Annotated in this window: 17 protein-coding genes; 7 read left to right on the top strand and 10 right to left on the bottom strand. The window is 63.9% G+C overall.

Translation table 11 applies throughout. From position 1 onward, the window contains the following. Positions 1 to 811: 811 nt before the first annotated feature. The 4 genes from A9D60_RS11640 to A9D60_RS11655 form a co-directional block, all read right to left on the bottom strand. Complete coding sequence (locus tag A9D60_RS11640) at positions 812 to 1,585, bottom strand: LamB/YcsF family protein (protein WP_065267761.1); 774 nt, start codon at positions 1,583 to 1,585, stop codon at positions 812 to 814. After that, positions 1,582 to 2,538, bottom strand: a complete 957-nt coding sequence (locus tag A9D60_RS11645; RefSeq protein WP_065267762.1) for a biotin-dependent carboxyltransferase family protein — start codon at positions 2,536 to 2,538, stop codon at positions 1,582 to 1,584. Before A9D60_RS11645 ends, A9D60_RS11640 begins: the two co-directional genes overlap by 4 nt. Next, entirely contained in the window at positions 2,535 to 3,287 is a 753-nt protein-coding gene (locus A9D60_RS11650; protein WP_065267763.1) for a 5-oxoprolinase subunit B family protein, read from the bottom strand. Before A9D60_RS11650 ends, A9D60_RS11645 begins: the two co-directional genes overlap by 4 nt. A 108-nt stretch (positions 3,288 to 3,395) precedes the next feature. Further along, complete coding sequence (locus A9D60_RS11655; protein WP_065267764.1) at positions 3,396 to 4,808, bottom strand: methyl-accepting chemotaxis protein; 1,413 nt, start codon at positions 4,806 to 4,808, stop codon at positions 3,396 to 3,398. A 436-nt stretch (positions 4,809 to 5,244) separates the two neighbouring features. On the opposite strand from A9D60_RS11655, the gene A9D60_RS11660 reads away from it, so the two are divergent. Both A9D60_RS11660 and A9D60_RS11665 read left to right on the top strand, forming a co-directional pair. Further along, positions 5,245 to 6,720, top strand: coding sequence for a sensor histidine kinase (locus A9D60_RS11660; protein WP_254656681.1), 1,476 nt, complete (start codon positions 5,245 to 5,247; stop codon positions 6,718 to 6,720). A gap of 1 nt (position 6,721) precedes the next feature. After that, the gene (locus tag A9D60_RS11665; protein WP_065267765.1) at positions 6,722 to 7,183 is read left to right on the top strand and encodes a response regulator; all 462 of its coding nucleotides are present in this window, start codon (positions 6,722 to 6,724) and stop codon (positions 7,181 to 7,183) included. A 70-nt stretch (positions 7,184 to 7,253) separates the two neighbouring features. Here A9D60_RS11665 and A9D60_RS11670 read toward each other — a convergent pair whose 3' ends face one another. The 4 genes from A9D60_RS11670 to A9D60_RS11685 all read right to left on the bottom strand — a co-directional run bounded on the left by A9D60_RS11670 (position 7,254) and on the right by A9D60_RS11685 (position 11,049). After that, positions 7,254 to 7,832: an alpha/beta family hydrolase gene (locus tag A9D60_RS11670; RefSeq protein ID WP_065267766.1), complete on the bottom strand. Its 579-nt coding sequence runs from the start codon at positions 7,830 to 7,832 to the stop codon at positions 7,254 to 7,256. Positions 7,833 to 7,870: 38 nt separating this feature from the next. Then, the gene (locus A9D60_RS11675; RefSeq protein WP_065267767.1) at positions 7,871 to 8,890 is read right to left on the bottom strand and encodes an Ldh family oxidoreductase; all 1,020 of its coding nucleotides are present in this window, start codon (positions 8,888 to 8,890) and stop codon (positions 7,871 to 7,873) included. A 133-nt stretch (positions 8,891 to 9,023) separates the two neighbouring features. Then, entirely contained in the window at positions 9,024 to 10,373 is a 1,350-nt protein-coding gene (locus tag A9D60_RS11680; RefSeq protein ID WP_065267768.1) for a sensor histidine kinase, read from the bottom strand. 4 nt (positions 10,374 to 10,377) lie between these two features. Continuing rightward, a complete protein-coding gene (locus A9D60_RS11685; protein WP_065267769.1) occupies positions 10,378 to 11,049 on the bottom strand; it encodes a winged helix-turn-helix domain-containing protein in 672 nt (223 codons plus the stop codon). Between the two features lie 144 nt (positions 11,050 to 11,193). On the opposite strand from A9D60_RS11685, the gene A9D60_RS11690 reads away from it, so the two are divergent. The 3 genes from A9D60_RS11690 (at position 11,194) to A9D60_RS11700 (ending at position 14,043) form a co-directional block, all read left to right on the top strand. After that, entirely contained in the window at positions 11,194 to 12,306 is a 1,113-nt protein-coding gene (locus A9D60_RS11690; protein ID WP_065267770.1) for a trypsin-like peptidase domain-containing protein, read from the top strand. Positions 12,307 to 12,508: 202 nt separating this feature from the next. Continuing rightward, the gene (locus A9D60_RS11695; protein WP_065267771.1) at positions 12,509 to 13,081 is read left to right on the top strand and encodes a methylenetetrahydrofolate reductase C-terminal domain-containing protein; all 573 of its coding nucleotides are present in this window, start codon (positions 12,509 to 12,511) and stop codon (positions 13,079 to 13,081) included. Then, positions 13,081 to 14,043: a methylenetetrahydrofolate reductase gene (locus tag A9D60_RS11700; protein ID WP_065267772.1), complete on the top strand. Its 963-nt coding sequence runs from the start codon at positions 13,081 to 13,083 to the stop codon at positions 14,041 to 14,043. Before A9D60_RS11695 ends, A9D60_RS11700 begins: the two co-directional genes overlap by 1 nt. A 109-nt stretch (positions 14,044 to 14,152) precedes the next feature. Here the strand turns inward: A9D60_RS11700 and A9D60_RS11705 are convergent, their stop codons facing one another. Then, a complete protein-coding gene (locus A9D60_RS11705) occupies positions 14,153 to 14,464 on the bottom strand; it encodes an ETC complex I subunit (RefSeq protein WP_065267773.1) in 312 nt (103 codons plus the stop codon). An 83-nt stretch (positions 14,465 to 14,547) separates the two neighbouring features. Then, on the bottom strand, positions 14,548 to 15,234 hold the full coding sequence (locus A9D60_RS11710; RefSeq protein WP_065267774.1) for a glutathione S-transferase family protein: 687 nt from the start codon (positions 15,232 to 15,234) through the stop codon (positions 14,548 to 14,550). Between the two features lie 86 nt (positions 15,235 to 15,320). Between A9D60_RS11710 and A9D60_RS11715 the strand changes: the two genes are divergently transcribed. Further along, positions 15,321 to 15,776 carry a MarR family winged helix-turn-helix transcriptional regulator gene (locus A9D60_RS11715; RefSeq protein ID WP_065267775.1) on the top strand — a complete coding sequence of 152 codons (456 nt, stop codon included), beginning with the start codon at positions 15,321 to 15,323 and terminating at the stop codon, positions 15,774 to 15,776. An 87-nt stretch (positions 15,777 to 15,863) separates the two neighbouring features. Next, on the top strand, positions 15,864 to 18,062 hold the full coding sequence (gene uvrB / locus A9D60_RS11720) for an excinuclease ABC subunit UvrB (protein ID WP_065267776.1): 2,199 nt from the start codon (positions 15,864 to 15,866) through the stop codon (positions 18,060 to 18,062). The last annotated feature ends 140 nt before the right edge of the window (positions 18,063 to 18,202 follow it).

Raw genomic sequence — 18,202 nt, forward strand, 5'->3', positions numbered from 1 at the left:
AATGCTGTCACCAGCATATCCTTGACGTTCGAACCTCTGCACATCTTCACCAGGAGGCTAATCCTGATGAAAGTCTCTGTCTGTATGTGCTTCAGTACCAAAGGCACCGAATGCTGTCACCAGCATATCCTTGACGTTCGAACCTCTGCACATCTTCACCAGGAGGCTAATCCTGATGAAAGTCTCTGTCTGTATGTGCTTCAGTACCAAAGGCACCGAAGAACCGTACAAACAGTGAAGCTGACACTGCATCATCGGACCAAAGCCCTAGCAGCGCGATATGCATCGGCTGATCCATCGAAATGAACCAAACCGCCCGCATATCTCTTCAGTATTCCATCAATGTCAAAGAGCATCACCTCTGAGAGACAACAATCCCGGCTGCGCTCCAATTTCTTGCTGCGCCGCCGTTCCAGCTAACCCTCGGTGGTGACCGTCAGCGCCTCAGCGCCGCCGGTGAGGGGTGTTCTATGGTTAGCGCCGAAGAGTCGCAACCCCTTTTTTGAAGTTTCTGTGACTTTTTGAGGGGGCAGAAGTATAAACAAGTAAAAACAGTGACTTAACTTAAGAACAAAGCTACTCGACGGCCTTTGGCCCAGGTCATTTGACGCCTATCGAAAACCGGCAGATCCGCCTTTCCAAAGGGCCTCCACTATATGTTGGGGAGCGGCACCCCAAGGCACACAAGACGGATCAGGTGCTGCGAGTCGGGAGCTCCCGAATCCTGCACCTCAAGCTGTGCGATTCCGGGGATATTCCCGGCCAGGAGGGAACCCCGCTGCCGCACCCCCGGGGATTCGGCTGCCCGGCTTCACCCCCGGCGGCCGGAGAACGTTCTGACGGCTATTCCGCCTGCAGTCAGGCTGCTGCGGACAGAAGCCGCAAGCTCTACTGCCTCAGCGGTATCGCCGTGCAGGCAGATTGTGTCGATCGCCGCCGGGATGCGCTTGCCGCTTTCGGTGATGATCGCGCCTTCCTCTACCATCTGCAGGATGCGCGGGCCGGCCAGCGCCGGGTCGTGAATGACAGCGCCCGGCAGCGCGCGGTCGACCAGGGTGCCGTCATCGTTATAGGCCCGGTCGGCAAAGATCTCGCCGCACCAGTTGCAGCCCAGCTCACGCACCACCTCTTCCATAGCGGTGGCAGCCAGCACCATGATGATGATATCCGGGTCGACATCCAGCGCCGCTTCATAGCAGGCACGCGCCATCGCGTGGTCGGTGCAGGCCATATTGGAAAGAGCCCCGTGCAGCTTCAAGTGCCGCACTTCTGTGCCTGCCGCCTGCGCCATTCCCCGGGCGGCGCCCAGCTGGTAGCGGATCATGTTGGCCAGGGTTCCGTGCGGCACCTGCATCTTGCGGCGGCCGAAGCCCTGCAGGTCCAGGAACCCCGGGTGGGCGCCGATCCCCACGCCGTTGTCCCGCGCCAGCGCCATGGTCCGCGCCATCACATCCGGGTCGCCTGCGTGAAAGCCGCAAGCGATATTTGCAGAGGACACGATATCCAGAAGCGCCGCGTCATCACCCATGGTCCAGGGACCGAAGCTTTCGCCCATATCGGCATTCAGATCGACAGTCTTGCTCATGCGGTTTCTCCCTTTGCGAACGGGTCGGCGCCGGCCGAAACAGCGCCGCTGATCAATTGATAGGACAACAGGTCCCGGATGGCAGCAGGATCGCGCACCAGCGGGCGGCAGGCTGCGGGCAGGCCTTTCAGTGATTTCCTGAACCTGGACTGAATCTCCAGCCCGTCCTCCAGGCTGACCCAGCGGAACCGCAGCGGCGCGCCGGCCTGGGCCTGTGCCGCCTTGGGCAGGTCGCAGGGCAGCACCGTACCGATCCGGGGATAGCCACCCGTGGTCTGGCATTCGCGCAGCAGCACAAAGGGCTTGCCATCGCCGGTCATCTGAACGTCACCGGGCAGGATCACTTCGGACAGGATATTGAGCTGACCTTCGGCGGCGAAACGTGCCCGGACCGCTTCAGGAAACAGATGGCTCTGGAAGCTTTCAACGATCCGCAGCTCGCCGCCCTTGAACCGGTCTTCGGCAACCAGCACCAGCCCGGTTTCGCTGTTCGGGTCCGGGCCTGCCGGCAGCAGGTCCCCGGCTTCTGCCGCGCGGCCGAGGCCGGCCATCAGGTGGACAGCGCGCGCGCCCAGCACAGGTTCCGTGGCAATGCCGCCGCCCAGATGCAGGTATCCATAGACGCCGGCGCGGGCAGCTCCAATGGTCAGGCGCTGCCCCGACTCCATGCGGTGCGAGGCATTCCAGGTCAGCGCTGCGCCATCCAGCGCTGCCGCCATCGGTGCGCCTGTCAGCGCTATGCGCAGAGGGCCAGTTGCTTCGAACTCGCCGCCCATGCCGCCCATTTCCAGCGCCGCCAGGCCCGGATCCTGCCGAAGCAGCGCCGCGCCTTCGGCCAGCGCCAGGGTGTCCGCGGCACCGCCCTGGGATATCCCTTGCCCCAGCAGCCCGGGGCGGCCCATGTCCTGCACCGATGCGGCCGGCCCGACGCGGAGGATCTTGAGGCCGCTCATGCGCCGATCTCCTCAGCGGCCGCGCCGCCGCGCAATGGATCATCTTCGCAAAGTTTGAGAAACTCCGGCATGGAAACCGGTTCAAACTGCATCTCATCACCGGGGCGCAGGGCAAAGGGCTGGCCCGCGCCAGCCTGGAACAGATTGAACCCGGTCTGGCCAACATGGCGCCAGCCGGTAGGCGCCGGATTGGTGAACAGCACGAATTGACGGATCGCCTGCACCAGCGCGCCGCGCGGCACCTTTGGCGTCAGCTCGGTCTGCCGCGGCAAATCCCATTCCGGCCCCAGCGAACCAAGGTAGGGCTGGCCGGGCGCAAAACCGATGGTCAGAACCCGCACCCGCGCCGCACTCAGGCTGTCAATGGCCTGCGCCTCGCTCATGCCTGCGGCATCCGCGGCCTCTGCCAGCTGCGGCGCCAGATCGGTGCCATAGACGGTCGGCACCCGCCAGAACCGCCGCCCGGCCGGCAGCGGCGCCTGCAGCCAGTCCTGTGCCGCCAGCAAATCCCGCAGCGCACCCTCCAGCTTTCCGTGCGGCAGGGCGGATGGATCAAACCGGACAAAAACAGAGGCCAGCGAGGCCATGGTTTCCACCACACCCTCCATTGCCCGCGCCTCCACTGCGGTGCGGAAGGCCAGCGCCGCGCGGTTGGACGCCTCGCTCAGGCTGCCGCCGAAACTGACCAACGTGCCGCTCAGCCCGGCCCGGCGGACAAGCGGATATGCAGCCGCATCCTGGCTGTCCATGTGTTCACCCCGTCATTTTTGCGGCCAGCGTTGCGGCACGGGCGGGGAGTGTCAACACGTCAGTTCAGGCAGAGCCAGGCGGAACCGGCCGACGGACCTGCAGCAGTCTCAAAAATCGTCCCAGCCCTGCGCCGCGGGCAGTTCGTCGTGTACAGCAGCCGGCGCCGCCGCAGGACGCTGGAAGGCGATCACATCCGCACCCGAGGGTGCTGGGGACGCGCCGCCGCAGCCGCTGAACTTGGAGACCTCACGGGTCAGCTGACCTGCATCAGACGACAGCTGCTGGCTGGCGGCCGACGTTTGCTCCACCATTGCCGCGTTCTGCTGGGTCACCTGATCCAGCTGCGAAACACCCAGGTTGATCTCGCTCAGCGATGTCGCCTGCTCCTTTGCGCCCGTGGCAATACTGCTGATGTGGCTGGAGATGGTGCCGACGCTGCCAATGATCTCTTTCAGTTCTGCACCGGTGCGCCCCACAAGGTCGACCCCGCTGGCCACCTGCTGCTTGCTTTCGCTGATCAGCTGCTTGATCTCCCCTGCCGCCCCGGCGGAACGCTGCGCAAGCGCCCGCACCTCGGAGGCCACAACCGCAAAACCGCGGCCCGCATCGCCGGCCCGCGCCGCCTCAACGCCCGCATTCAGCGCCAGCAGGTTGGTCTGAAAGGCGATGTCGTCGATCATCCCGATGATCTTGGCGATCTCCTCAGAGGAACTCTCGATCTGCGACATTGCTGCCACCGCATCCTCGACCACCCGGCCGCTGCGCTCCGCTGCGGTCTTCGCCTCGCTCACGATGCCTTCCACCTTCCCGGCCCCTTCAGCCGCGGAATGCACGGTGGAGGTCAGCTCTTCGATAGCCGCCGCCGTCTCCTCCAGCGTCGCCGCCTGGCTTTCGGTGCGCTGCGACAGGTCGCTGGCCGCCTTTGAAATCTCATCGGAGGTGCGCCCCACCGCATCCGACACCCGGGTGACAGCACCAATTGCCGTTTGCAGCTGCTCGGCAGAGCGGTTGAACGCCTCGCCCAGCGCGGCGATGTCTGCCTGTTCCGACAGCGTGACCCGGACGCCGAGGTCGCCCTGGCTCATTGCCTCCAGCCCGCGGGCAATCTCCTGCAAGCCGCGGCGGCGCACGGTTACGTCAGTCGCCACCTTCACCACTTGCACGACAGAGCCATCCGGCCCGGCAACCGGCGCATAGGTGGCCTGAATCCAGATGGTCTCACCAGCCTTGGTCACCCGCGGGAACTGATCGGTAAACACCCGACCCTGCGCCAATTCCTTCCAGAACGACTTGTACTCCGCGCTGGCCGCCAAATCCGGCGCCAGAAACATCGAGTGATGCTTGCCCGCGATTTCCTCCAGACTGTAGCCCAGCGCTGAGAGGAAATTGGCATTCGCTGTCAAAATGGTGCCGTCAGGCTGAAATTGGATCGTAGCCTGCGTGCGGTCGACCATACCGGCAATAATTTCTTCATTGCTGAGCTGTTCTGCAGGTTTGGCCGCCTTGGATTTGAAAAACATTTATCGCTCCGCACATTCGTGATTCTAAAAGGGTCGCGCAAAGCTAGCGTCAAACCGACAGAAATTTCTTAACCGGCTCCAGAGCGGTTTTCCGCGCCCCTGCAAGCTCCGCCCAAAGCCCAGCGGCACTCTTGGTCCGCCGCGGCCTCAGTGCTGCACAGCGCTTGCAAAACCTCTCAGTCCGGCATGGGACGGGTGTCCTGCCGCGGTCCCGACTTCTGGCCCTGCTGGCTTATCCGGCACCTGACCTGCCGTGGCGATCCGACTGCCCAGTCCGCGCTCGCCACACAAAAAGCAACTTTAAGATGTATTTTTCTTGATGAAACACACAGAGGATGTACTGTTTCCAGGCAAACCGCCAGCCCGCCGCAAACAGGGCCGCAGTCAGAAACCGGAGTTCCATCCGCCTGCAACAAACCAAGGGACCGCTCGCCATATGACCTACGCCCGGCAAACCGGCATCCGCCAGCCAGCCCTCCGGCTGCTTCCAGAAGGCCAGCGCGCCCATGCCGCTGCGGCCATAATGGTTGCTGCCGGATTTCTGTTCGACTTCCTGACCCCTCTGGGGGTGGCTGCAGGCGTAATTTACACCATCGCAGTCCTTTGCACTATTTGGGCAGATAAACCCGTCGCCGCCTACAACTATGCAACAGCAGGAACCGTTCTAACGGTACTTGGATTTTTGCTGTTTCACGAGGCCGGGATCAACGAATGGATCATTGTGACCAATCGGGGGCTCACAGTTTTGGCCCTGTGGAGCTTCGCCTTCATGGTCTACCGGCAGAAAAACATTCAGATATCACTGGAACAGAAACAAAATGAGCTGGCGGCAATTCAGGAGAACACGGTTGACGGGATGATCACAATCAACGCGGCCGGAACCATCCTTAGCTACAATCGCGCGTGCCGAACTATCTTTGGCTACAGCGCCGAAGAAGCTATTGGGCAAAACGTCAAATTTCTGATGCCCGATCCTGATCATTCGGCGCATGACAGCTATCTAAAAAACTATCATAGCACCGGGCAGAAAAAGATCATTGGTATCGGCCGCGAAGTGCGGGGACTTCGAAAAGACGGCACCACCTTCCCGCTACACCTCTCAGTTAGCGAAGTACGCGTCGGCGGCCAAGTCCTGTTCAGCGGCATTGTCCGCGACATTTCAGAAAAGAAGCGCGCCGAGGCGGAACGAGAAAGATACATCGAGGACCTGTCCCGGTCGAACCGCGATCTGGACGATTTTGCCTATGTGGCCTCTCACGATCTGCGGGCGCCCTTGCGGGTGATCGACAATGCCTCCACTTGGCTGGCGGAGGATCTGGCAGACGTTCTGGACGAGGACAGCCGCGAAAGCCTGCAGCTGCTCCGCTCCCGGGTGGCGCGGATGGACCGGCTGCTGGACGATTTGCTGGAGTATTCCCGGATCGGGCGCAAGAGCGATCACCGTTACCAGCAGCTGATGCAAGGTGACGTGCTGATGCAGGAGGTGCTGATGCTGGTTGACCAGCCAGACGGCTTTACGATCCGCATCGACCCGGCCTTCAAAAACATCCAGCTTGTAAACATGCCATTGAAACAGATTTTCGCCAACCTCATCTCCAACGCGGTCAAGCACAGCGAGAGCGGCACCGGCACGGTGGATGTGACACTGCAGGATGCGGGCCGTAACTGGATCTTCTCTGTGGCGGACGACGGCCCGGGGATCGAGCCCAGATACCACCAGCAAATTTTCAAGATGTTCCAGACGCTCAAATCGCGGGACCGGGTGGAGGGCAGCGGCATGGGCCTGTCCATTGTCCAAAAACATGTGCAGCAGGCAGGCGGCACGATTTCCGTTCACTCCGCTGCGGGTGAAGGCTGCGAATTCCGTTTCACCTGGCCCAAACAACAGCTCGCCACCACAGGAGGCACTTAACATGAACCATGCAACCGGCACCCCGTCCGCCTGGAAAGAGCTGAACATCTTGCTTGTTGATGACGATGACGGCGATGCCAAGGCGGTGCGGCGCGCCTTCCGCAAGGCCAGTATCGCAAATGAAATCACCCGGGCCGTTGATGGCATCGACGCGCTTGACATCCTGCGCGGCACCGGCGGCAAAACCAGGCTGGTGCCCCCCTATGTGGTTCTTGCCGACATCAACATGCCGCGGATGAACGGCATCGACCTGGTCAAGGAACTGCGCAGCGACCCGGACCTGCACAAGTCGGTGGTGTTTTTTCTGACTACCTCTCGCGACCAGCAGGACATTGCGGCGGCCTATGACCTGAACGCCGCAGGCTATATCACCAAGGAAACCGCCGGGCGTGATTTCCTGCGGCTTGTCAACATGATGGACCGCTACTGGCGAATCATCGAATTGCCCGTGACGGAAACCTGATCCCCTAGGCCTGCGTCAGCGCCCTGGCCCACGTGCCGGCCGCAGCGCAGGCCGCGTCCAGATTGCGGTCCTAGCCGAAACCCGTCACGGTTTTGCGCGGTTTCAGATCGTGGTCGCCATCCTCCAGCCAGTTCAGGCTGACCGCCGCGGACAGTGCGTAGCCCTGCACTTCCGCCCTCGTGCCAAAGGGATCGCGGCTGCCCTGGCAGATCAGCGCAGGCGTTTTCAGCTCCTCCAGATGCGCCGTCCGCAACCGCTCCGGCTTGCCGGGCGGGTGAAACGGGTAGCCAAGGCAGAGCAGCCCGCAAATCCGCGCCTCGGCATAAAGCCCGTCAGCGATCATGCTGGCCACCCGGCCGCCCATGGATTTGCCTCCGATGATCAGCGGCCCCTCGCAAGCAAGCTGGCTGACGGCGGACTGGAATTCCGCCTGCAGCTTCTCCGCCTTTGGCGGCGGCCGCTTCGCCCCGCCGTTGCGGCGTTCAGCCATGTAGCCGAATTCGAACCGCGCCACCCGCAGCCCCTGCCCCGCAAGGCCCTCGGCAATGGCATTCATGAACGGGGTGTCCATGGCCGCGCCGGCCCCATGCGCCAGCAGAACTGTGGTGCGGTCCGCACCGCCGCCGCTCAGAAGAAAGGGGCTGCCCATCAAAACATCCTCACCGGATCATTTACCTTTGGCCGTGTTCAGACGCCAGCCAGCGCGTCCAATTGCACCAGCAGTCCGGTGCTGACCTCGACACCGTCCGCCTCTGCCGCCGCACGTTTCCTCAATCGCCCGTCGCCCGGCACCCGGGCCGCGCCGTTGCCCTCGATCTCGGCGCAGATGCGGGTGATATAGCCGCCGAATGCGGCATTGCCGAACCGCTCCGGGTCAATCGCGATCAGGGTGGCGCCGCCCTTGATGTTGAGCGCCCCTAAGGATTCCCGTTCCTGATTGTCGACCGACAGCGTGCCGCCGGCCAGGGCTGCCCCCAGCACCTCGATCATGAAGGCAATCGCCGCGCCCTTGTGTTCGCCGAACGGCAGCAGGCTGCGGGTTTCGAGGATGGCCTCCGGGTTTGTGCTGGGGTTGCCGTCCGGGTCCAGCCCGGCAGGCCGCGGCAGCTCGTGGCCTTCGGCGGCGGCCATGCGGATATCCATCAGCGCCACCATCGAGGCCGCCTGATCCCAGACCACCGGTGCCGCGCCCTCGCGCGGGCAGGCAAAGGACATCGGGTTGGTGCCGAACACCGGGCGCACACCGCCTTGCGGCACTACCATCGACAGCGAATTGATCACCGCCAGCGCCACCAGCCCGGCCTCGGCCAGCGGCTCGGTATCAAACCGCAAACCGCCCAGGTGATGGCAGTTGGCACAGGTAAAGGCGGCAATGCCGTTCTCGCGGGCCAGCGCAATCAGTTCCGCCCGCGCCGCAGCGGCGGCGATCTGATAATAGCCGTTGTCCGCATTGCCGCGCAGCACACCCGGCGCGATCTTTTCGATCTTCGGAGCAGCGGCACCATTAGCATAGCCGGAGGTGAAGCTCTGCGCATAGACCGGCAGCATCCGCAGCCCGTGGCTGCGCGGGCCGTCGCGTTCCGAGCAGGTGACGATCTCCGCGATCAGATCGCTGCCCGCCGCATCCATGCCCGCAGACACAAGGACGGATTTGGCCAATGCCCGCACTTCGTCGAGTGAGAGCGTTCTTGTCGAAACGGTGGTCATGGGCTCAGATCCTGTCCTGGTGCCGGGTCAAAAAAGGCGCCGCGGCGCCCGCAGTGCCAGGCTTGGAATAAAGCACGCGTCTTGGCAACACATTCATCCAGCGCTGCGGCGCGCCCTGGCCCGCGGCAACGGATCAGGTCCCGAAAACCACGTCAACCCGTAGACCGGGTTCGGCATCGGACAGCTGCAATGCAGCCCCGTGCAGACCAGCGATCGCCGCCGCCAGGCTCAGCCCCAGGCCGCTGCCCGGCGTTGTCCGGCTCCGCTCCAGCCGGTACAGGCGCCGCAGCACCTTGCCGCGCTCCTCTTCGGGGATACCGGGGCCGTGGTCCCGCACCGACAGGATAGTTGCCTCCCCCTGATGCCGCAGTGACAGGCTGATGGCAGAGCCTTCCGGGGTATGGCGCAGCGCATTTTCGATCAGGTTGGCCAGCAGCTGGCCCAATAGCGTGCGGTCGCCGGTCACCATGGCAGGCGCCTCGGGCAGGCTGAGGCTGAGGCGGCGGCCCTGCTCCTCTGCCGCCGGCTCATAGATCTCGGCAAAGGTTGCGGCCAGTTCGCACAGGTCCAGCGGCTCGAACCGCGCACGCGGTGCCCCCTCCTCCAGCTGGGCAATTTGCAGCAGCGCCTGAAACGTGCTGGTGATGCCGCGGGTCTCTTCCAGCGCCGTGCCGGCAAGTGCCTGGGCCTCTTCCGGCAGGCCCGGAGTGTCCTGCAGGCGCTGAAGCTGCACCGCCAGCCGCTGGATCGGGGTTTTCAGGTCATGGGCAATATCCGCCGACACCTGCCGCAGCGCCTCTGTGGACTGCTGCTGCGCTTCCGCCATACGGTTCACACTGCGGCCGATGCGGGCAATATCGCCCTGGCGGCCAGGCATCTGCGGCACCCGGGCGCCCAGATCACCGGAGGTCAGCGCCGACAGCGTGGTTTCTATCCCCGCCAGCGACCGTGCCGCACGCCGCGCCAGCAGCACCCCGCCCAGCACCGCGGCGGCAATGGCCGGAAGCAGGCTGAACAGAACCACCCTCAGATAGGTCTGGCGCAGCTCATCCAGCGGCCTGGCGCTTTGCGCAACCGTCAGAAGACCGCCATGAATATAGGCGCTGAGCGAAATGAAGCGGCCCGCGATCTCCACCGGCGCCGGGCCCAGCGCCACCACCCGGAACCCCTCCTGCTGCTGCATGATGGCAGCATTACCGGCCACGATCCGCCCGCCGGGCCGCCGGTAGCTGAGCAGGCGCCGCTGCGGGTCTGTCTCTGCGGTCTCGGCATTGACCAGCGCCGCCAGCGCCGCGGCAGAGGGCGTCGCGCGGAACCCCGCCATGTCCTGCATCAGGCTTTCCCGGATGGCCCGGTCCTGCGTGCCATGCGCCACGTAATAGGTAACCCCGAGGCTCAGCGCGCTGGCGATGACAAACAGCAGCGACAGCCACATCGACTGCCGCACCGGCGAGGAGCGCAGCAGAACCCGCGCGCGGCTCATGGCATCACCCGGCAATTCGGTACCCCGCGCCGCGCACGGTTTCGATCAGACCGCTGCCGAAGGGCCGGTCCACTTTGGACCGCAACCGCGAGATATGGGTTTCCACCACGTTGGTCTGCGGATCGAAACTGATGTCCCAGACCGCTTCCAGCAGCATGGTCCGGGTCTGCACCCGCCCCTTGCGGCGCAACAGATGCTCCAGCAAACGGAACTCGCGCGGCAGCAGCTCGATCTCCTGGCCTGCACGGGTAACCCTGCGGCGGACCAGATCCACCTCCAGATCCCCCGCCCGCAGCACGGTCTCCTGCTCCTGCAGCCCCGGACGACGGGCCAACGCGGCCACCCGCGCCGCCAGCTCGCCAAAGGCAAAGGGTTTGACCAGGTAATCATCCGCCCCCGCCTCCAGCCCCTCGATGCGGTCATCCACACCGCTCAGCGCCGTCAGCATGATGGCAGGTGTCCGCACCCCGGCCCCGCGCAGGGTCTTGATCAGGCTCAGCCCGTCCAGCAACGGCAGCATCCGGTCGATGATCAGCACATCGTAATCCGCCGCGGTTGCCTGCAGCAGCCCCTCGCGGCCATCGGTGACCAGATCCGCGGTATGCCCCTCCTCGCGCAGGCCGGCGGCCACATAGGGCCCGGTCGTGGCATCGTCTTCTATCACCAGGATCTTCAAGCCATTCCCCGCTTTGCTGCGCCTTCCGGTTCTTACACCGGATCCGGTTTCAGCACACATTACAGATCTGTATAGAATGCGTCAGGCGATTGAAATGAGGGCCTGCCATCTGCCTTGCATCCCTAGTGAAGCAAGGAAACACAGATGCCCCAGACCAAAGCTCCCAAACGGTTCGCCTTTGCCCTGACCGCCGCCGCCTCAGCAGCCGCAATGATGGCTCTGGCCCCCGCCCCCGCCTTGGCCGTGCCTGCGGGCGGCTATGCCGATCTGGTCGAAACCATTTCCCCGGCCGTCGTCTTTGTCGAGGTCACCGCCAAGGCAGAACCCGCCGCGGACCGGCAGGGAATGCCCAATGACAAGTTCATGGAAGAATTCATGCGCCGCTTCGGCGGCCGCGCGCCGGACTTCGGCAACAGCCGCCCGGTCAAGGGCGCAGGCTCCGGTTTCGTGATCTCTGAGGACGGTCTGATCGTCACCAACCACCATGTGATCGACAATGCCCAAACCGTGACCGTAACCCTCTCCGACGGCAGCAAGCATGTTGCCGAGGTGATTGGCGCCGACCCGCTGACCGACATCGCATTGCTGAAGGTCGATACCGATGCGCCGCTGACCGCGGTGGAGTTCGGTTCCTCCGGTGACTTGCGCGTCGGGGACGAGGTGCTCGCAATGGGCAGCCCCTTCGGCCTTGCCGGCACCGTGACCTCCGGCATCGTCTCTGCCACCTCGCGCAACATCAACTCCGGCCCGTTTGACGACTTCATCCAGACCGATGCAGCCATCAACAAAGGCAACTCCGGCGGCCCGCTGTTCAATGCCGAAGGCGAGGTCGTCGGCGTCAACACCATGATCTACTCGCCGGGCGGCGGCTCCGTCGGCATCGGCTTTGCGGTGCCGTCCGATATGGTTCAGAAGATCGTTGCCGATCTCGAAGACGACGGCGAGATCACCCGCGGCTGGCTCGGTGTGCAGATCAAGCCGCTCTCTGAGGATGCCGCCAATGTGCTGGGCCGCGAGGCCGGCAAGGGCGTGGTGATCGAAGGCGTCGAGCCCGGCAGCCCGGCGGCAGAGGCAGGGCTGAAACCCGGCGACGTGGTGCTGCGGTTCGGCACAGCGGAGATCCATGAACTTCGCGACCTGACGGCCGCAGTGGCCGTGAACGCCCCGGGCAAGGAAGCCCAGATCAAGGTCCTGCGCAAGGGCAAGGAAGTGACCCTGGACGTGACACTGGGCGACCGGTCCAGCCAGGACGCCTGACCCTAAGCCCCAATCCCTGCCTGGGAAACAGGCAGGGAAACCATCCGGCGATGGCCGGGTTGGAACCGGAGTGTCCGGCGGAAAAGGAACCTCCGCAAGCAACAGAAAACATGGCGGCCGAGGCTGCAAAAACTATTTCTAGTTCATTGCAGCCGCACTCTGTGAATAAGATGCTGTTAGTGCATGGAGAAAGGGAAGCCCGTTGTACAGGATCCGCCTGTTTGCCATCCGCCATTCGCGCAGTTTTGAATGGATCTACAAACGCCTGGAACGCGCCATGATCGCGCTGGACCCGCTTCTTGGAAAGATCGGCTATGACCGGGTTGAGCGCCCGGTCGCCTTTGTCGAAAAATGCGTCAAGACCGTGCTGTTCGATTGCAAGATGTGCGGGCAGTGCGTGCTGTCCTCAACCGGCATGTCATGCCCGATGAACTGCCCCAAACAGCTGCGCAACGGCCCCTGCGGCGGCGTCAGGCCAGGCGGTTTCTGCGAGGTCAAGCCGGACATGAAATGCGTTTGGGCGCTGGCCTGGGACGGGGCGTCGCGGATGAAAGGCGGCGCGCAGATTCACACCGTTCTGCCGCCGGTCGAACGCAATCTCGAAGGGTCATCGTCCTGGTTGCGGGTCAGCCGCGAAAAAGCTGCGCATCTGCGGGAAGCCCGGGAAAAGCGCCGCACCGCCATTGCGGATGCCTTCCCCGATGCCCGAGCAAACGAGCCCTCCGCCGCGCCGCTGGCAGAGGAGCCCGCGCAGGCCGTGAAAGGCAGTAAGTGATGGATCATACGATGTCCCAGCCCTATTCCGCGCCGCCCGAGGGCCATGTCTCCCACAGCCGGCTGGAACGGGTGCTGCGCTCCGGCCGCTTTGCCATCACCGCTGAGCTGAACCCGCCGGACAGCGCCGACCCCGCGGATGTCTATGAGGCCGCACGCCCGCTGGGCGAGGTTGCCGATGCAATCAATGCCACCGATGCCTCGGGCGCGAACTGCCACATGTCCTCGATCGGCATCAGTGCGCTGCTGACCCGGGCGGGCTATTCGCCGGTGTACCAGATCTCCTGCCGCGACCGGAACCGCATCGCCATCCAGGGCGACGTTCTGGGCGCCGCGGCCATGGGCGTCAGCAATGTTCTGTGCCTGACCGGGGATGGCGTCGGCGTGGGTGATCAGCCGGGCGCGAAACCGGTCTTCGATTTCGATTCCCTTTCGCTGCTTCGCACCATCAAGACAATGCGGGATGAGCGCAAGTTCCTGTCCGGACGCACGATCAAGAACCCGCCCCAGCTGTTTCTGGGGGCGGCTGAGAACCCCTGCATCCCGCCATATGACTGGCGCCCGGAACGGCTGGCCAAGAAAGTGGAGGCCGGCGCCGAATACATCCAGACCAACTACATCTACGACGTGCCTCTGTTCGAGAAATTCATGGCCCGGGTGCGGGACCTGGGACTGGACAAAAAGGTTTACATCCTGGCAGGCGTCGGCCCGCTGGCGTCGGCGCGGGCGGCTCGGTGGATGCGCTCGAATGTGCCGGGTATCCATGTGCCCGATGCGGTCATCGACCGAATGGAGAAGGCTGAAAAACCCGGACAGGAAGGCAAGAAGATCTGCGTCGAGCTGATCCAGCAGATGCGGGAGATTGCCGGTGTGTCCGGAGTGCATGTCATGGCCTACCGGAAGGAACACGAGGTGTCCGAGATCATACGGGAATCCGGGGTCCTGGCATCCCGCAAGAGATAGCTCCGGCAACCTGCAGGCACGCATCCGCCAGTTTCCGGATACAGCAAAGGCGCCCGGCGGGCGCCTTTTTCATCAGACCGGGCAGTTGAACCCAGGAAAATTCAAATACTTAGTGGGTCCAGGGGCTGCGGCGGCTGGTAGCAAAGTTTTCGCCGTAACCGCCAGCGCGGATGTTCGCCTTGCGCACCTTCGGCTCGACAACCACCGCGTCGATGCCGTGGTCCTCGGCGTATTCCACCGCCGCTTCCTTGCTGTCAAACCGCAGCTTGACCTGCGCCTGGGTGTCGGTGGAGGAGGTCCAGCCCATCAGCGGGTCCACTTCGCGGGCCGAGGCAGGCGCGAACTCCAGCACCCATTTCCGCGTCTTGGCCATGCCGGATGTCATGGCGTTGCGTGCCGGCCGGTAAATCCGCGCTTGCATGGGCTGTCTCCCGCTTGAGTCTCAAATCCAGCGCTTTTATGCGCCGGATGCGGGCCTGCGGCAAGGTGGCATTTTAAACAGGGTTATCCGGGCTTTGCAACGCCGCCACAGGCCGCCCGCGCCAATGCTCCCAGATATGATTGCCGCGCGGCCAGAAACGCCATCAGCCGGTCCGGGTAGCCCTCAGGCGGTGCCTGCTGCACCGACGGCCGGGCCGCAACTGCCGCGCGCCACTCAACCATCCGGCCCTGCGCGGGCATCAGCCCGAAGTCTCCGATCGCATCAAAGGTGTCGAAATAGCGGAAGATGGTGCCCCAGACCCCGTCCACCATATGGAAACTGTCCCCGGCAAAGAACACCCCCGCCACCTCGGGCGCAATCCGCTCCAGCCGTCCGCGCAGGGTGTCCGCAGCCGCGGCAAACGCCTCCTCATCCGGCGCATTGTACAGCTTGCCGATGGCCGCCAGCGTGTCCGAACCGAATTCAATCCAGGCCCGGTGCCGCGCCCGCTCCAGCGGGTCCTCGGGATGCAAGGAGCCGGGCGTGGTCTCATCCAGGTATTCCGCAATCGCCTGGCTTTCAAACAGCACCCGCCCGCCGGTCTCCAGCAGCGGCACCCGGCCCGTCGGCGACAGCGCCCGGAACCACTCCGGTTTGTCCGCAAGGTCAATATAGCTGCGCCGGTGCGGAATGGATTTCTCGCTCAGCACAATCACCGCCCGCTGCACATAGGGGCACAGGTGGTGGCTGATCAGATGCAGGTCGCTCATGGGCTTCTCCAGTTAGATGCATTTGCATGTATACCAGATGGACAGGCACCCTTGAATGTCAATGCACTTGCATCTAAATTCCCGCCATGACGACATCCGCCCCCGATCCCTTTGCCGTCTGGCTGCCGCTGGCACGCGCGCACAAGACCATCCTCACCGCGGTGGAGGCCGCATTGAAACAGGCAGGCCTGCCCGGCCTCGACTGGTACGACCTGCTGTGGGAACTGGAATGCGCAGGAGACGCGGGCCTGCGCCCCTATGAGCTGCAGGACAAACTGCTGCTGCCGCAATACGGTGTTTCACGGTTGGCGGACCGGCTGGCCAAGGCCGGATACCTCACCCGGCAGGACTGCAGCGGCGACGGCCGCGGCCAGGTGCTGCTGATCACCCCCGAGGGCGCCGAAACCCGCGCGCAGATCTGGGCGGTTTACTCGGACACCATGCAGCAGACCGTCACCCCGCACTTCAGTGCAGGCGAGGCGCGGCGGCTGGCAGACCTGCTGGAAAAGCTCCTGCGCCCCGCGCCTGCTGACAAAATCTGACACCATATCCCGGATTGCACCTCCCGCCCCCTTGCACCGGAACAAAAACAGACCAAAATCGGCGCCAGCCGCCAACGGAGTCGCCTGATGCCCTATGCCCATTCCGACAAGACCATTCCGATGATGACCCAGCGCGCGCCGCAGCAGCGGCCCAAGCTGGAGGGCGGCAAGCAGTTTGTCATGAACACCACCTTCGATCCGGCCGGCGATCAGCCCACCGCGATCAGGGAACTGTCCCAGGGCGTGCTGGAGGGCGAGCGCAACCAGGTCCTCTTGGGCGCCACCGGCACCGGCAAGACTTTCACCATGGCCAAGGTGATCGAGGAAACCCAGCGCCCCGCGATCATCCTCGCCCCGAACAAAACGCTGGCGGCGCAATTGTACGGCGAATTCAAGGGCTTCTTCCCGGAGAACTCGGTCGAATACTTCGTCTCCTTCTACGACTACTACCAGCCGGAGGCCTATGTGCCGCGCTCGGACACGTATATTGAGAAGGAAAGCCAGATCAACGAGCAGATCGACCGGATGCGCCACTCCGCCACTCGGGCCCTGCTAGAACGCGACGACGTCATCATCATCGCCTCTGTCAGCTGCATCTACGGCATCGGCTCGGTCGAAACCTACTCCGCCATGACCCAGGACCTGAAGGCAGGCGAAATGTACGATCAGCGTCAGATCATGGCCGATCTGGTCGCCCAGCAGTACAAGCGCAACGACCAGGCCTTCCAGCGCGGCTCCTTCCGGGTCCGCGGCGACACGCTGGAAATCTTCCCCGCCCACCTGGAGGACCGCGCCTGGAAACTCTCCTTCTTCGGCGAGGAGCTGGAAGCGATCACCGAGTTTGACCCGCTCACCGGCGAAAAGACCGGCTCCTTCGACCAGATTCGCGTCTATGCGAACTCCCACTACGTGACGCCCAAGCCGACGCTGAACCAGGCCGTCATCTCCATCAAGGCCGAGCTGAAACAGCGCCTCGACCAGCTGGTGAACGACGGCAAACTGCTGGAGGCGCAGCGGCTGGAGCAGCGCACCAACTTCGACCTCGAAATGCTGGAGGCGACCGGCCACTGCAACGGCATCGAGAACTACTCCCGCTACCTGACCGGCCGCGCCCCGGGCGAGCCGCCCCCGACCCTGTTTGAATTCATCCCCGACAACGCCATCGTCTTTGCCGACGAAAGCCACGTCTCCGTCCCACAGATCGGCGGCATGTACCGCGGCGACCACCGGCGCAAGTTCACCCTTGCGGAACACGGCTTCCGCCTGCCCTCCTGCATGGACAACAGACCCCTCAAGTTCGAGGAATGGGACGCCATGCGCCCGCAGTCGGTCTTTGTCTCCGCCACCCCCGCAGGCTGGGAGCTGGACCAGTCCGGCGGCGTCTTCACCGAACAGGTGATCCGCCCCACCGGCCTCCTGGACCCGGAGGTCGAAATCCGCCCCGTCGGCATGCAGGTGGACGACCTCCTGGACGAAATCCGCAAAGTCACCGCCAACGGCTTCCGCACCCTGGTCACCACCCTCACCAAACGCATGGCCGAGGACCTGACGGAGTACCTGCACGAACAGGGCATCAAGGTCCGCTACATGCACTCCGACATCGACACGCTGGAGCGGATCGAGATCCTGCGCGACCTGCGCCTCGGCGCCTTCGACGTGCTCATTGGCATCAACCTCCTGCGCGAGGGGCTCGACATCCCCGAATGCGGCCTCGTCGCCATTCTGGACGCCGACAAGGAAGGCTTCCTGCGCTCCGAGACCTCGCTGATCCAGACCATCGGCCGCGCCGCCCGCAACGCCGACGGCCGCGTCATCATGTATGCCGACAAGATCACCGGCTCGATGGAGCGCGCCCTGGGCGAGACCAACCGCCGCCGCGAAAAGCAGGTCGCCTACAACCTCGAGCACGGCATCACACCCGAGACGGTCAAGAAAAACGTCGAGGACGTGCTGGCCGGCCTTTACGAGGGCGATGTGGACATGAACCGCGTCACCGCCCAGATTGATAAACCGATGCACGGCGCCAACCTGGAGGCGCATCTGAACGGGTTGCGCGACGAGATGCGCAAGGCTGCGGAGAACCTGGAGTTCGAAGAAGCCGCCCGCCTGCGCGACGAGATCAAGCGGCTGGAGGCAGTCGACCTCGCCATCTCCGATGACCCGCTGGCCCGGCAATCGGCGGTGGAGGCGGCGTCAGAGGCCGCCGTCAAATCGCGGGGCCGTTCAACGGCTGGGAAGGCCGGGACAAGGGCATACCGGGGCAAGTCGCAGAAGAAGTTTTCCTAGGGCGGGCAACGTGGCGCCGCTGGTATGGGCTTCGCTGGTAAACTCGGCGGAGGCCCACTCCTGTCTCTGCACCCAAAACCGGGTGCTTATTACCGCAATTTTCTTGCAGATCCTTCAAGATCCGCAAAACAAGGCCGCCT

Source organism: Leisingera sp. JC1 (assembly GCF_001679925.1).
Taxonomy (GTDB): domain Bacteria; phylum Pseudomonadota; class Alphaproteobacteria; order Rhodobacterales; family Rhodobacteraceae; genus Leisingera.

Excerpts from the sequence above, each read along its gene's own strand:
- A9D60_RS11715 (WP_065267775.1), top strand. The coding sequence starts at position 15,321 with ATGACGACATCCGCCCCCGATCCCTTTGCCGTCTGGCTGCCGCTGGCA.
- A9D60_RS11655 (WP_065267764.1), bottom strand. The coding sequence starts at position 4,808 with ATGTTTTTCAAATCCAAGGCGGCCAAACCTGCAGAACAGCTCAGCAAT.
- A9D60_RS11700 (WP_065267772.1), top strand. The coding sequence starts at position 13,081 with ATGGATCATACGATGTCCCAGCCCTATTCCGCGCCGCCCGAGGGCCAT.
- A9D60_RS11660 (WP_254656681.1), top strand. The coding sequence starts at position 5,245 with ATGACCTACGCCCGGCAAACCGGCATCCGCCAGCCAGCCCTCCGGCTG.
- A9D60_RS11690 (WP_065267770.1), top strand. The coding sequence starts at position 11,194 with ATGCCCCAGACCAAAGCTCCCAAACGGTTCGCCTTTGCCCTGACCGCC.
- A9D60_RS11710 (WP_065267774.1), bottom strand. The coding sequence starts at position 15,234 with ATGAGCGACCTGCATCTGATCAGCCACCACCTGTGCCCCTATGTGCAG.
- A9D60_RS11650 (WP_065267763.1), bottom strand. The coding sequence starts at position 3,287 with ATGGACAGCCAGGATGCGGCTGCATATCCGCTTGTCCGCCGGGCCGGG.
- A9D60_RS11645 (WP_065267762.1), bottom strand. The coding sequence starts at position 2,538 with ATGAGCGGCCTCAAGATCCTCCGCGTCGGGCCGGCCGCATCGGTGCAG.
- A9D60_RS11665 (WP_065267765.1), top strand. The coding sequence starts at position 6,722 with ATGAACCATGCAACCGGCACCCCGTCCGCCTGGAAAGAGCTGAACATC.
- A9D60_RS11640 (WP_065267761.1), bottom strand. The coding sequence starts at position 1,585 with ATGAGCAAGACTGTCGATCTGAATGCCGATATGGGCGAAAGCTTCGGT.
- A9D60_RS11705 (WP_065267773.1), bottom strand. The coding sequence starts at position 14,464 with ATGCAAGCGCGGATTTACCGGCCGGCACGCAACGCCATGACATCCGGC.
- uvrB (WP_065267776.1), top strand. The coding sequence starts at position 15,864 with ATGCCCTATGCCCATTCCGACAAGACCATTCCGATGATGACCCAGCGC.
- A9D60_RS11680 (WP_065267768.1), bottom strand. The coding sequence starts at position 10,373 with ATGAGCCGCGCGCGGGTTCTGCTGCGCTCCTCGCCGGTGCGGCAGTCG.
- A9D60_RS11675 (WP_065267767.1), bottom strand. The coding sequence starts at position 8,890 with ATGACCACCGTTTCGACAAGAACGCTCTCACTCGACGAAGTGCGGGCA.
- A9D60_RS11670 (WP_065267766.1), bottom strand. The coding sequence starts at position 7,832 with ATGGGCAGCCCCTTTCTTCTGAGCGGCGGCGGTGCGGACCGCACCACA.